15 protein-coding genes and 1 pseudogene are annotated in these 13,399 nt (G+C 53.6%); 13 read left to right on the top strand and 3 right to left on the bottom strand.

The window, feature by feature from the left end; genetic code table 11:
- The first annotated feature begins 106 nt into the window (after positions 1-106).
- The 4 genes from J7E41_RS26260 to J7E41_RS26245 all read left to right on the top strand — a co-directional run bounded on the left by J7E41_RS26260 (position 107) and on the right by J7E41_RS26245 (position 4,695).
- Positions 107-571, top strand: a complete 465-nt coding sequence (locus tag J7E41_RS26260) for a TrfB-related DNA-binding protein (RefSeq protein WP_214997166.1) — start codon at positions 107-109, stop codon at positions 569-571.
- 686 nt (positions 572-1,257) lie between these two features.
- On the top strand, positions 1,258-3,231 hold the full coding sequence (locus J7E41_RS26255) for a ParB/RepB/Spo0J family partition protein (protein ID WP_214997165.1): 1,974 nt from the start codon (positions 1,258-1,260) through the stop codon (positions 3,229-3,231).
- A 340-nt stretch (positions 3,232-3,571) separates the two neighbouring features.
- Entirely contained in the window at positions 3,572-4,408 is an 837-nt protein-coding gene (locus J7E41_RS26250) for a DUF932 domain-containing protein (RefSeq protein WP_214997164.1), read from the top strand.
- Between the two features lie 68 nt (positions 4,409-4,476).
- Positions 4,477-4,695, top strand: a complete 219-nt coding sequence (locus J7E41_RS26245; protein WP_214997163.1) for a hypothetical protein — start codon at positions 4,477-4,479, stop codon at positions 4,693-4,695.
- Positions 4,696-4,751: 56 nt separating this feature from the next.
- Here J7E41_RS26245 and J7E41_RS26240 read toward each other — a convergent pair whose 3' ends face one another.
- Positions 4,752-5,036: a mobilization protein gene (locus J7E41_RS26240; protein ID WP_214997162.1), complete on the bottom strand. Its 285-nt coding sequence runs from the start codon at positions 5,034-5,036 to the stop codon at positions 4,752-4,754.
- Between the two features lie 252 nt (positions 5,037-5,288).
- Here J7E41_RS26240 and mobA point away from each other — a divergent pair, with 252 nt between their 5' ends.
- Positions 5,289-5,621 carry a plasmid mobilization protein MobA gene (mobA, locus tag J7E41_RS26235; protein WP_198818298.1) on the top strand — a complete coding sequence of 111 codons (333 nt, stop codon included), beginning with the start codon at positions 5,289-5,291 and terminating at the stop codon, positions 5,619-5,621.
- A 6-nt stretch (positions 5,622-5,627) separates the two neighbouring features.
- Entirely contained in the window at positions 5,628-7,586 is a 1,959-nt protein-coding gene (traI, locus tag J7E41_RS26230; RefSeq protein ID WP_214997161.1) for a TraI/MobA(P) family conjugative relaxase, read from the top strand.
- A gap of 58 nt (positions 7,587-7,644) precedes the next feature.
- On the opposite strand, the gene J7E41_RS26225 is transcribed toward traI, so the two are convergent.
- Positions 7,645-9,069, bottom strand: coding sequence for a PLP-dependent aminotransferase family protein (locus J7E41_RS26225; RefSeq protein WP_214997160.1), 1,425 nt, complete (start codon positions 9,067-9,069; stop codon positions 7,645-7,647).
- Between the two features lie 162 nt (positions 9,070-9,231).
- Here J7E41_RS26225 and J7E41_RS26220 point away from each other — a divergent pair, with 162 nt between their 5' ends.
- A complete protein-coding gene (locus J7E41_RS26220; protein WP_214997159.1) occupies positions 9,232-9,414 on the top strand; it encodes a hypothetical protein in 183 nt (60 codons plus the stop codon).
- Between the two features lie 19 nt (positions 9,415-9,433).
- Here J7E41_RS26220 and J7E41_RS26215 read toward each other — a convergent pair whose 3' ends face one another.
- The gene (locus J7E41_RS26215; RefSeq protein ID WP_214997158.1) at positions 9,434-9,817 is read right to left on the bottom strand and encodes a helix-turn-helix domain-containing protein; all 384 of its coding nucleotides are present in this window, start codon (positions 9,815-9,817) and stop codon (positions 9,434-9,436) included.
- A gap of 203 nt (positions 9,818-10,020) precedes the next feature.
- On the opposite strand from J7E41_RS26215, the gene J7E41_RS26210 reads away from it, so the two are divergent.
- From J7E41_RS26210 to J7E41_RS26185, 6 genes and pseudogenes are all read left to right on the top strand, one after another.
- Positions 10,021-10,545, top strand: coding sequence for a transcription termination/antitermination NusG family protein (locus J7E41_RS26210; RefSeq protein WP_435304143.1), 525 nt, complete (start codon positions 10,021-10,023; stop codon positions 10,543-10,545).
- Between the two features lie 369 nt (positions 10,546-10,914).
- Complete coding sequence (locus J7E41_RS26205; protein WP_198831271.1) at positions 10,915-11,133, top strand: hypothetical protein; 219 nt, start codon at positions 10,915-10,917, stop codon at positions 11,131-11,133.
- A gap of 293 nt (positions 11,134-11,426) precedes the next feature.
- On the top strand, positions 11,427-11,918 hold the full coding sequence (locus J7E41_RS26200) for a lytic transglycosylase domain-containing protein (protein ID WP_214997156.1): 492 nt from the start codon (positions 11,427-11,429) through the stop codon (positions 11,916-11,918).
- A gap of 36 nt (positions 11,919-11,954) precedes the next feature.
- Positions 11,955-12,422: a DotD/TraH family lipoprotein gene (locus tag J7E41_RS26195; protein ID WP_214997155.1), complete on the top strand. Its 468-nt coding sequence runs from the start codon at positions 11,955-11,957 to the stop codon at positions 12,420-12,422.
- Between the two features lie 131 nt (positions 12,423-12,553).
- Complete coding sequence (locus J7E41_RS26190; protein WP_353049433.1) at positions 12,554-13,219, top strand: type IV secretion system DotC family protein; 666 nt, start codon at positions 12,554-12,556, stop codon at positions 13,217-13,219.
- Positions 13,216-13,399, top strand: a pseudogene (locus J7E41_RS26185) (plasmid transfer ATPase TraJ); the annotation flags it as partial. The gene J7E41_RS26190 and the pseudogene J7E41_RS26185, both read left to right, overlap by 4 nt.

Raw genomic sequence — 13,399 nt, 5'->3', positions numbered from 1 at the left:
TCGAGTATGGTTGATTTGTTCGCGGCTGTACGGCCGTGAATCACATACCAGCCATAACACACGCTATAGGACTGACTGTCCCTTGGCCATGATCTGGAACACCACAATGTCTGCAAACCGCAACGAAGTAGATCTGTTGGTCCTGGCCGCCCAAATAAAAGTAGCCTATTCACCAGGTGAAATTGCCCAACTGGTGCGTTTGATCAGCCCCACGCCCAGCACTGGGGAAATGAGCGCAGAAGAGTTTGAGCGCGTGATGAAGGTCCTGGCTGCGAACAATAAGCGACGGCCTTACTCCGAAAAATCGATTACCGCCGCTCGGCTCGTATTGGTGATGGGGGCCACAATCTCTGAGGCAGCTGCTGAGGTCGGGTTGAATCGACAAAATGTCAGTGTGTTGATGAAGCGTATACGTGGCCACATGGAGTCTTTACCTAAAGGTTGGGTACAGGTCGATGAGTGGTTCCCTGGCGTGGTGGCTAAACAGCTGGGGGATATCTCGGAGTCGCTTAAAGAGCTTCATGCTGCAGGTAAGCCGCTCGATGCACATACCTTTACCATCACACTCTGAGCCAACCGCCTGATTCCAAGCCTCCAGCTCCACCGGCGTTCTGCAGATCCAGGTACCGGCGTTTCCCTGCGCTGCGCTTGGGACCGTGCTTTCGTGCTGCGCATCGAGCCAGGCCATGAAGCCGGCCCGTCTCGCCCCTTCGGGCTTCAATCACATAACGCTTTCGGCCTCCGGCCGGAACTGCCCGCACTGACTTCGTGTCGTGCCCTCTGAGGCCTCTCCGAGAGCCCTTTGCCTGCGCTTGACGGTTGACCAGGTAAGGTGCTGGCATCGCTCGCACCCTTGCCGCATCTATCCACCAGGTCGACCTAAGTGCCACGGCACAGGCAGTCAGCGAAGCCGCGTCCACAACCCGGGGAGGCGATATGAATCACACAGCAAGGCAACAGCAAAGGGCAAGAGCAGTAAAGCGCGTCGGAGGAGGTCGGAGTGCGATTTGTGGTGTCCTGTCCCACTTAACGCGCTACTCGCACAGCGTCAATGCGCGGGTGCGGAGCCTGTTGTTTCAGGGGTGGTTGCGCGTGATGGGGCAGGGTGGGGAGCTGATTTATTTGTTTTTATTGTGGTGACAAGTGGTGACATTAAATGATACTTGATGTATAATAAACCCATCGGCGCCACACCGGCGCCGAAGCCCGAAACGAGCGGCGGCTACCGCTCCGGGCATAACTTGTAGGGGTTATTTCATGTCAAACGCATACAACACGGTCATTCCCTTTAACCGTCTGCGCCGCAGCGAGAGAAACGCCCGCCGTACTGGCCGTAATTCCGCCAGCTACCGGGCGGGAATTGTGTCCCTTGCAGCATCGATCCTTAGCACTCACGAACAGACCGGCCAAGGGCTTTTGCAGAATTTGGTCGTACATGCCAACGGTGAGTTCTTCGATGTAGCGGCAGGCGGTCGCCGGTTTGACGCGATTACTCTATTGGTCGAACAAGGCAAGTTTCCAGTCGATTACCCCACGGCCAGCTTGGTTATCGGCGCGGATGCCGTCACGGCCGCCAGTCTGACTGAGAACTTCAGTCGTGAAGCTATGCACCCGGCCGATGAGTTCGACGCGTTCAAAGAACTGACTGAACAGGGCTGGACCATCGACCGCATCGCGGACAGCTTCGGAGTCACGACGCTGGTTGTTGAGCGCCGCCTCAAGCTACGCGCGGCAGCCCCGGCCTTGATCGAGGATTACCGCCTTGGTGCGTTGACAACCGAACAACTAATTTCCCTTTGCGCGACTGATGATCACGACCGCCAATCAATGGTTTGGAACCGTGTTCGTGACCAGCACTGGAACAACGACCCAGCCGCGCTACGACGCGCCGTTATCGAAACGGAAGTAGATGCCAGCAAAGATGCCCGTGTTGCGTTCATAGGTGGTGTGGAGGTCTACGAGCAGGCAGGTGGTGGTGTGCGCCGCGACCTGTTTGCAGCAGACGGGCAGGGCGCCTTGCTGTCTGACGGTGCCCTACTCGACGTGCTGGTCGAGGCAAAGCTACAGGATCTGGGGGAACAAGTGCGCGCAGAGGGTTGGGGATGGGTCGAGGTGTGGCCGAAATTTGATTACACCCAGTTTGACCGCCTAGGCCGGGCACCAAAGAAACTGAATGATTTGTCCGCAGAGTCTGCCGGCCAGCTTGAAACGCTGGAAAAGGAGCTGGAGGACGTACAGACCGCCATCGAAGGCTACTTGGAGGCTGGAGACGATGAGCAGGCCCAAGCACTGGATGAGCGCGTCGACGAGCTGGAGGATGAAATACTGAAAATTCAAGCGTCCAGAGAAGGATATGCCCCGGAAGTCATGGAACATGCCGGCGCGCTCATCAGCATGCACTATGGATCGCTGCGCATTGACCGGGGGCTGGTCCGTACCGCAGATCGTGCCAATGTCACTTCCGCCTTGGGAGAAGGGGAACACCTTTCGGGTGGCCGGGAAACTGAACCCGCAGGGCGTAAGGGCAGCACAATCAGTGACGCACTGCGTCGCTCTTTACTTGGGCACCGCAATTTAGCTGCGCAGTTTGTAACGGCAACTAATCCAAAGTCCGCAAAAATTCTAATTGTCTGCAAGTTCGTAACTGACACGCGCAGTGATTGGAGCGGTTCACCAACGGACATGGGTATCAGCAGCGGTTACGGTGCCCGCACAGGTTGCCCGATTACAGATGAAGCAGGGCAAGTTAAACAAAATGAGTTTGTTGCACTCGGTGATCAATTGGTTGAGGCGTTGCCAACGGCTCACGGTGACTTGTGGGATGCCCTTGCAGCATTAAGTGATGCGGAGCTAGATACCCTGTTGGCATTTGCCGTCGCTCGGTCTGTAAGTTTGTCTGTAGAGTCGAAAGAACTTACAGAGAAGTATGTTCAATCGCTCGACTTGAAAATGGAAGAACATTTTATTCCCACGGTCGGCAACTACTTGGGCAGAGTATCCAAAGAGTTGATCATAGAGGCATTGACCGAGGCGGGAAAAATAAAAGGTGATGCAGATCGGATTGCTTTGTTGGATATGAAGAAAGGTGCACTTGCTACAGAAGCTGAAATCCGCCTCAGTGGGACAGGTTGGGTACCTTCGCTGATTCGTACACAAGAGACGAAACCTACGAAGAAAAAAAGCACAGCCAAGCCAAAGAGCAGTTCTAAGGCGACCACCAGTAAGTCATAACTGAATAGGGCAGGGGTCAGATGGAGCTGATCCCTTTCCGAATCGTGGAGATCCAAAAATCATCCAGCACGGCGCACCTGGTGAAGGAAGCATTTTTAAAAAGCAGGCGTCGGGAGTGGTGGTCTTATCGAACGTGTTTCAACAATAGAGCGGGGTTTTCTTGAGCTGGCTTCGCGTGGGGCTGCTTGGAAAATAGCCGAAGAATGTGCATTTATTGTCATGACAAGTAGTGACACTATTACTTGTGTTTGATACAATGAACACATCAGCGCCACTCCGGAGCTGATACCTGAAACGAGCGGCGGCTACCGCTCCAGGTGAACCTTGTAGGGGAAATAATATGCACCTTTCCAGCAGTTTCCGTAATCCGAACATGCTGCGTTCAGACCGCCCGCTTTCTAACGATGATATCGCTCGCGTGGCGCCCTCGATCTTCGCAGCAGAAGCGCATGACAGCCGGTCAGAGCGTTACCTGTATATCCCAACCATCGACGTACTGGACGCGTTGCGTGCTGAAGGCTTCGAGCCTTTCATGGCGTGCCAAACCCGTGTGCGCAATACCGACAAGATTGAACACACAAAGCACATGCTACGCCTGCGCCATGCCAACACCATCATGGACAAGGAAGCGAACGAAATCATCCTGTTGAACAGCCATGATGGAACCAGCAGTTATCAGATGATGGCGGGCATGTTTCGGTTTGTCTGTGCCAATGGTCTGGTCATTGGTGATTGCTCAATTGATCAGAAAGTACGGCACAGCGGTAAAGGTGACGTTATCAGCGACGTGATCGAAGGCGCCTACGAAGTACTCAATCAGTTTGACTCAGTTAACGACCACCGTGAGAGCATGAAGCAAATCAAACTGCGCCCGGAGCAACAAGAAGCTTTCGCCACGGCGGCGCTGTCATATCGCTACGAACCAAAAGATGGACCAGCACCGGTAACAGCTCGCCAGTTGCTCAGTGCCCGCCGCGTTGAAGACTTCGATAACGACCTGTGGACTACCTTCAATCGCATTCAAGAAAATTCGCTTAAAGGTGGCTTGCGTGGTCGTAACAAGGTAGGCCGTCGAGCGACCACCCGTGCCGTCGGTGGGATTGATCAGGATGTAAAATTGAATCGCGCCTTGTGGGTTCTAGCGCAAGAAATGCGCGGTCACTTGACCGTCGCGTAACTGGTGGGCCGGGTGTGTAATGCACCCGGCCTCAACACTCGCTGATCCCACTCATCAGGTAAGACGATATGAAGACGTATAGCGTTTCATGGACTATCGACATAGAAACGGATGGCGACGATCTGGCAGCAGCCCAGATTGCCGCAGAGCAAAATTTTCAAGCGGAAATTGCCGCCGGTAATTTTGACAGCGCTTGTGTATTTCTCGTAACTGGTCCTGACCTAATACCGGTCACTATCGACCTTGCTAGTAGCCTGTCGGATCTTGATGGCGACGACACACAATAACGGAAACTTTTTTGCTATGAGCCCCGCCGATGCTGGGCTTTTTATCTGACTCAAAACTATTCAGTTTTGGGTGTTCTGGTTCTCGGTGTTCGTCGCTTTGGCTGTGCATTCAAAAGCTCAGATATTGCTTTAATTGAAACGTCAACCCCGACAGATTCAAGCGCCGATTTAATCTCCGCAGTATTGTACCCCTTGGTGCTAGCCAAGGTGACAATCTGGTCTCTCAGCGATTCCAGAAACTGAGATTTGCCGATCTTATCGCGGCTCAGATCAGGCAACTGATCGAGAGCACTTTTTGCCGCCTCAAGCTGGGCTTGGGTGAAGGTGGTAGTTCTGGCCATGCTCGGTAACCCTCCGCTCGTTGAAAACTGTGAGTCCACGACTCTACCCCAGACCGGGCGCGATGCCCAGACCCGCACCATCCGACGCAGGCCTCTAATAGCCGACCAGTCAACGCGATGACAAAAGAAGGTATTTCAAGTAAACTACCGGACAGGAAATGTTTTGTATGTACCGCCTGCACGCAGTCGATCCATCCAAAACCCTGATCAGGGCTGTGCCCCGATACCCCGTTGTGCGTCACAGGTGCCGTTATGTCAAAGAGCGAATCGCGTCAGAAGGGCAGGGTGATCAATCTTCGGTGTACCGAAGAGGAAGCCAATATCCTGAAAGAGAAAGCTAAAGCTGCAGGCATTAGCACCTCCGATTTGCTTCGCCGTTCAGCACTCAACCGCAAGATCGTGACACGTACAGATCTGCGATTGATGAATGAGCTGTTACGCCTCGGGGGTCTGCAAAAGCACCTGTTCAACCAGATGCAAGACAACATGACTACCGAACTCAGCAAGCAGTTTTCGGAAGTCCTGGTGGAGGTCAAGAAGGCGATCATTGCCCTGGACCTGAACGTCGTCCCGGTAAGGAACTAAGGTCCGTTGAACGTCATTATTCCCCCTAAGCGTCGAGACGGTGGCTCCAGCTTTATGAAGCTGGTGAGCTATGTCAGCCAACGCGAAGACAAACCTTCAGGAAAGGACGTTCTGTCTGACGAGCCTAAATCGGCGCGTTCAGAATCAAGCAAGGCGGTGTTTGATCGACTGGTGGATTACATCGACCGAAGCGACGCTGATGATGCACCAGTCCGCGTCCTGGAACAGTTCAGCGACGGGACACAGCGCGTTCAAGCAGGTGAAGTGGCTTGTGAAACTAACTGCTTTTTTTGGGAAACTGCCGCCGCTGAAATGAACATGGTGGCTGCTCAAAACCGGCACGTTAAAGACCCTGTTTATCACTTCATCATATCCTGGCCAGAAAGTGATAAACCCACTGACTCCCAGGTTTTCGAGTCTGCCCAATACGCCCTCAAGTCCATTGGTTTAGAGGCTCATCAATACGTCACCGCTATCCATCGTGATACCGATAACGTACATGCTCACGTCGCGGTTAATCGGGTTAACCCCGCGACGTACAAAGCAGCCAACATGTGGAACGATGTTGATACCTTGCAGAAAAGCATGCGGGTGCTTGAGCGTCGTTACGGCTTTAAACAAGATAATGGCCCTTGGCAGATGAACGCGGATGACCATTTGGTTAGGCCCGGTATTCATTACCATAGCGCTCCCCAGGGAGCAGCCAAACGCGAGATATTTTCCAACACTGAAAGCCTTTACCACTATGCGGTTGATAAGGTGCGGGTGAAGGTCAACGAGGCGATCCAGAACAAAGAAGCCGATTGGAAACATCTGCACCTGTTGTTGCACGCGAACGGCCTTGGATTGCGTGAACAGGGTGGGGGCCTGGTGATCTACGATTACCTACGCCCGGGTGAACCAGCGCTTAAAGCTTCGTCGGTTCATCCGTCGCTCACGAAGGATCGAATTGAGGCGGGCTATGGATCGTATGAAGGCCCACCAGCGTTTGAGTCGGAAGATCCTTATGAGGGGGCTTATGCAATCATCAGCTCTTATCAACCGTCCTTTCAGGCCAGAGATAAAGGCGTGCGACAAGAGCGCCGAGAGGAGCGAGCGGAAGCCCGAGAAGGTCTGAAATTGCGCTACCAGGAGTACCGCAGTACCTGGGAGAAACCGGATCTGGATGTGAAGGGGCGTTACCAGCACGTGGCCGCGCGTTACCAAGCTATGAAAGGTGACGTGAAGCGTTCGTATGGCGATCCTTTGCTGCGTAAGTTGATGTACCGGGTCGCTGAATTTGAGCGGATGAAAGCGATGGCCGAACTGCGCATCGAACTTCGCCAGGAGCGTCAGGTGCGGTCTGATAAAGGGCTCCTCCGGCCGCTCGCCTATCGTCCCTGGGTGGAGCAGGAAGCTTTGAAGGGTGATCTTGCGGCCGTCAGTCAATTGCGTGGTTTCGCCTATAGAGAAACGCGTAAGCAACGGGTTCGTGGGGATCAACGAGACAGAACCATTTTTGCCGCGAGGGCCGATGACTCGCAGTTCTATAGTCCGCACACGCATTCCTCCAGGCTCTATCGTGACGGCACCATTGAGTACCTGCGAGACGGTATCGCCGGCGTGGTTGATCATGGCGGCCGGGTCGAAATCAAGCCAGGCTTTGAGGACTATGACGACTCGGCCAATTACCGACTGGCCGCCAGTCTGGTCAGTACCAAAAGTGGGGAGAGGGTCGAGATTGTGGGTGACGATCAATTTGTTGACCGAGTGCTTGAAGCCGCCTGCGACTTCAACCATCGGGATAACGGGCATGTGTTCCAGGTGACAGATCGTGATCAGTTGGAACGCTATGACACCATTGAAAGGAGTTATGGGCAGTACCGAGTCGAGGATGAATCAGTCCAGGGACAGCCTCGACATGCCGATTACAATGACCAGGTGGATGAGGTTGAGGTCAGGCCAGATCAATCCCCGAGACTATGAGTAAACTGACCTAGGCATTAATGTGCTTCGGTCAGTACTCAGGTTTGGTGCGCGCCTTTTACAAACTAAAGCGTTCTCGGTTTTGGCTGAGTGAGTTAGCTAAAGTTGTAAATGCCTCAATCAGCAGTTGATCATTTCCAGTTGTATTGCTGACACTTGCCCGAATGAACTGCGGTACGACTGCGTGTCCTACCGCAAAGTTTTCTGCTGTCGCTACCAAGTAGTCTTGTTGTTTCAGCTCTGACTCAATTTCAGATGCGCGACGTGGTTCGGGAACGGCTATCCAAAAATGCGAACTGCTTGCATGAGTTTTGTAATCCAACCCGTGAAGTAGGTGTTCAACCAGCATTTTACGTCGACGAATTTCTTTGACTTGTTGTCGCCGTAATTGATCGGCAGTACCGTTTTCTATCCACTCAGTAACTAACTCAAATGCCATAGGCGTAGCCATCCAGCACGTTGAGCGTAAAGATGCGGATAGTCGGCTGATCAAGGTTTGTGGAGCATGCAGGTAACCTACTCGAAACCCGGATGGAACCGTCTTACTTAAACTGGTGATAAGAGTGGTTCTTTCTGGTGCGAAGCAGCAAAGGGGCGGCGGGCGATCATCCATCAAGATTGCGTAGGCGTCGTCTTCAAGAATAAGCAAATTGTGCTCGCGACATACCTTCGCAACAGTCTCGCGTCGGTTTACCGACATCACTGCAGCGGTAGGAGTCTGAATAGTTGGTGTACAAAAAAGAGCCGAAACACGATGGTTGCGACAAACCGAATCCAGGGAGGATGGCAACAGCCCTTCCTCATCTGTTTCAACGCCCACCAATTTAATCCCGAGCATCCGAGCTGCAGTGATCAGTCCGGGATATGTCAGCTGTTCGGTGGCTATCGTGTCACCCGCCTGCAGCAACGCCATCATGGAGCAGATCAAGCCATGTTGACCTCCGTTAACACAGATCACTTGCTCAGGGGTCGGAGTGAAATCAGGCTGCTTAAGCCACTCTGCTCCAGCAGCTCGATACCGTGGTAGGCCAACGTCTGGGGTGTACTGGCTTATATCCCTAATTGCGCTGGGGTTCCCCGCGAGTACTTGTAAGCTCTGCGTTAGAAAGTCGGTCTCGGAACCTGGGATGTACATGTTCCGGCTCATATCAAAAAACGTTGGAGTATCTTCACTGAAATTGCGAAAGCCCTCATCAAGCTTACGATCAAGCCCACGTTTGCGGACGAACGTGCCATCACCAACGCGCGCGACTACCAGCCCCAACCGTTCTAACTCACCGTAAGCACGACTAATCGTGCCAATCGTGACCTTGAGCTTGTCGGATAGCGTGCGATGCGGTGGAAGTTTTCGGCCAGGTTCGAATTGACCGCTAAGAATACCGTTGCCTATGGCGTCTGACAGTCGCTTGTACTTCACGCCTTTCCCTTTAGCCAAGCTCTCGCGCAACAATGACACCATGTCAATATTTGTTTTGACGGCCATCAATTCCCCCGTTAGTGTTGTTTTAAGGTCAATTGGATTGATCAGCGTGTGAATATAGATGTCAATCGTAGATCTTGACAGGGATTTTTTGCTGGGTAGCTGGTAGCCGTAGGAAAAGGCTAAAGACGAATCAGTGAGCAGAATAACGTTAAAGGACAGACTATGAACAATTGCGTAGACATGCAGAAAGAGCTTAAAGAGCTCGTAGAGTTGGTAAGACTGGACGAAAAGTTCACCGTTGTGATTGCCAGCGGCGCTTTACCGCTTGATCAGTTGTCGAACCGGCATCATCAGCAGCGCTTGAGTCGTATCAGCGAATTGTCGGAAAAATACGGGATTGCGTAAGGATATACAGATACAAGACTTATATTTTCTTGGACGTATGAGACTCAATGTAATCATCTGCGAACTTTATAAGTTTCTCTAAATATTCAACTGATTCCACTTGAAGAGACTTTTCATAAAGATCTTGGCGGAGCGCGATCAGCTGCGCTCTTAAAGAGTCCTGGCCGCTAGGGAGCAACTCTGCTGGAGATACATTGAGGGCCGTGGATATTCTAATCAGGTGTTCAATGTTCGGAAGGGTTTTCCCCAGCTCGTAACGGCTGATCACCGGGGCATCGCAAGCCACAAGCTCAGCCAGATCGGCCTGGCTCATACCGTTGGCTTTTCGGAGAGCTTTGATTTTGACTCCGATTACGCGACGTAGATTGTCCACAGGGTTACCAATAAAATTTAATAATTTCATAAGGTTAGTTTTATAAAAAGGTATAAAAATACAATAATTGTATAAAGCTATTTACTTTTTTTCTTAAACGATTTAATTTGTCACCTGGCAATCCGCTATCCACCGGCCTTAGTGGCTCGGCGGCGGATGAAAATGATTTCCCAAGCCGATCACAACAGCCCCTGCGCCAAACGGTTCGGGATTTCGGAAGGGCGCCTGCTAGGATGGTTCTGCATATGCGAAACTGGTACGTTCTAATTCATAATTCCTCGAATCATCAATCACTTACAGAGTTGATCAAGAGGCTGGACGTTGAGGTATATTCGCCTTGCAGGGTCACACTTCGTAAGCGCACGGATCGGCCTTCATCCGTGCGCCGTGAGCTTCCGTTGTTCCCCGGCTATTTGCTGCTAAATTTCGACCCGTATGTGACTCACACCACAGAAATCACAGCGTTGAATGGTGCCCATGGGTTCGTTCGATTCGGTGGGGACGCTTGTGTTGTCCAAGACAGTGTGGTCGACGCATTAAGAGATTTGATCCTGTTACGCACGGATCGCACCTTCAACTGTGTTGAATATCGCAATTTGCCTTCTGAGCTGGCCAAGTCCCTACACCTCATCATTGATATGCACTCCGAGGGCGCCCGCAAAGCCGCTTTTTTTGCGCTCCTTGCACAGGGCGATTCACTGCAACGACTAACCAGTCGCCCAGGTGGCCGCGTGTATTCAGCAGTACACCCTTTGTAGTAGTTGATTATCTGAATTCGAATTAGTGCTCTGAGCCTCGGCTATGAGGAGCGCCGGACCTCATGCACCCTGCCCCAATCACTCAGGGCATTCAGAGCTGTAGCGTGCATTGTTGTAAGGACCTGTGATCCACGGCGAACAGATGCTGTTTGACGCTGTGAGTAGGAAGCTCGAAGCCCACACCGAAGACGATCGGCCAGCCCTGCAATCAGCAGCGGGTAACTGGCCAGCACCGCTGACGCAACAAACCCCGACTGTCGCCAGTAGCGAGACGGGGGTTCATCATTTCTTATCCCCACCTAATTTTTATTCACCGCCAGGCCCTTGCCTGGCGGTGTTTTTGCGCTTTCCCAACCCATAGGAGTTCCCATGGAGCTACCAGAAGATGAAGCGATGTCCGCAACTACAACAACAACCAGCGTCTACGTCCGTGCAATCAGGGTCGAGGCACTGAATAAGGCCGCTACTAAGGTCAGCTACGAAACCAACAGCCCTAAGCAAATGTCCCCGTCCGGGTTAGCTCGATACCTGATCGATAACTACTTGGAAGTGGCTGTTCAAAAGCTGATTGATGACTCGAAAAAATAGTCATTTCAGGAGGCGATTATGCAAAAGCGACTACTTCTAACCGTTCTGCTCATATCCCTATCGGGATGCAACACCACTGCACCAAAGGTCGCCCAGGTGCCAGCAGGGCAGTGGGTGGATGAGCAGATTGTGCAAAACGCTACCTCACTGAGTCAGGCGCAGGCCCGGTTACACCGGACCAGCTCTGTGCGAAACACTGCTCCCCTCACGGCACCGGCACCGCTGCCTACAAAAGTACAGGTGCCTGCCGTCAAACCTCCCATAAGGCCAGCGCCTAGCTCAGGGGGTTAGCCATGCGTTCGCTATGGCTCATCTTGGCGTTATCGATGCCGTTGCCGGCAGCGGCGTTTTGTTTTCAAGAGGCAGGCCAGCGTTATCAGCAAGATCCCCTGCTACTGGAGGCTATTGGTATATGGGAGAGCAACCTGCGGCCGGGGGTTGTGAACCATAACCGGGACGGCACCGGCAAAATTGTCAGTTCTGATTACGGCGTCATGCAAATCAATACTGATAACGCTAATCGGCTGGTCCGCCTGGGGCTGATCAAGCGCCCGGAAGACTTGCTGGCCGATGCCTGCTTCAACGTGCAGGTAGGCGCCTGGGTATTGGCCCGCCACCTTCGGGTGTGCGGCAACACCTGGCGTTGCCTCGGGTCGTACAACGCTGGCTTTCATCCCTCTGCTCGCCAAGAAAACAAACGCCTGCGCTACGCGCAGGGCATCCGGGCGATTTACAACCGCCTCAAAGCGCTTGGCGCCACGCCGGGCAACCTCGCAATCCGTTAATTACTGCACCCTGTCCAGGGTGTCAGGAGACCCTTGATGAAGCTCTCTTTTGTTGCTGCGCCTGCGGTGGCTTTGCTGCTGGCAGGCTGTCAGTCTTTTTGCGAAAAGAAACCTGTAGCGCCTCCCCCTGCACCGCCCGCGGTGCTTGCCAAAGTCCCAGCCCAGCAACAAACGCTGTGGATGGAGGGCGTTATTAATACTCGCTCAGCCTTACCGGCTGACGCGATCCGTACCCAAGGGGACCTGGTAGCGGTTGACTGGAACGGGGATGCGGTCGAGCTGCTTTCCCACCTGGCTCTCCAGCGCGGCCAGAAATTCACCTGGACCGGTGTTCGCTTGCCTTTGCCCGTTAACCTCAACGTCAACGGAATTACCTACCAGAACCTATTGCGCCTGGTAGAAATGCAGACGGCATGGCGTGCCACGCTGACCCAGCTCCCAGGGCAATTGAACCTGGCCTTTGCACAGGCCGAGCCTCAGAAGAAGGCAGGGGGGCGTCAGTGAAAAAATCCATTCTGACGCTGGCCCTATTGCAGGGCTTACAGGGGTGTGCCCACACACCACCCGCCACGACACCTGATGCGCCGCCGCCTGTTGAGAGCTATTTGGTTCCTGCTCGCCCGGCGTCAGAGGATGTGTCCGAGTCCCGCCGCCAGTTGCTGGAGGAGTCAGGGCGCACCATAGGCTTTCGCGGTGGCAAGGCTGAGCGTGCCTGGGAGTTACGTCAGGCACTGGACGGACAGATAGGGCGCCTCGATAGCCTTTACGACTTTCGCACCCTTATCAGTCGCCAGGGCTGGCTACCGCCCGTGATCGATGAGGCGGTGGACGTGGCGCACATCACGCCACGGCAAATCCGCACAGCGAGCCATGTTTACGAAATCGTCCTTCCTGAGCGGTTTGTCAGTAACCCGCCGTCCTGGCGCACCTGGTTGATGGCCGGGCTCGGAGCGTCCACCACTGATGCCTCGTTATCGGTAACCCCTGAAAACAGTGTGCAGAAGGGGCTTTGGCAGGCGGCGATCCGCCAAGGTTGGGGAGAGGGGCGGTTGAGTGCCGATCAGACACTAGAAGCCAACTTCAACCGCTTGACCCGTGATTACCGTGGGATGTTGTTGTACTCGCAGCTCCTGCGCCAAGGCTTCATCACGGCGCCGGTAGTCACGGACCAACAGCAGACTGTCACTGGCGATCGGCAGAAGCTCACCACGGGCGACCGGGTGCGCAAACTCAAGGAAAACGCCGGGTTTATCCCTGATAAGACCCAATGGCAGCCGGTGATACGGAAGGTGCAGCCATGACCCAGGCCACGAGCTTTGAGCCTTATCCGTTTGACGAGGGATTGACCGGCACCTCGCTACGCGAGTTTTTCGTCTGGTGCGCACGGAAGAACGTCAGTGATATCCATATCCAGGGCGGTAACCCTCTCGTGGTAGGTCATCACGGACGGCTGCGCAAAGCCAGCCCATTTGTGCTGGCAG

The sequence above is a fragment of the Pseudomonas fluorescens genome, from assembly GCF_018614655.1.
Classification (GTDB): Bacteria; Pseudomonadota; Gammaproteobacteria; order Pseudomonadales; family Pseudomonadaceae; genus Aquipseudomonas; species Aquipseudomonas fluorescens_BX.
This window is presented reverse-complemented; position numbering and strand designations above follow the sequence as displayed.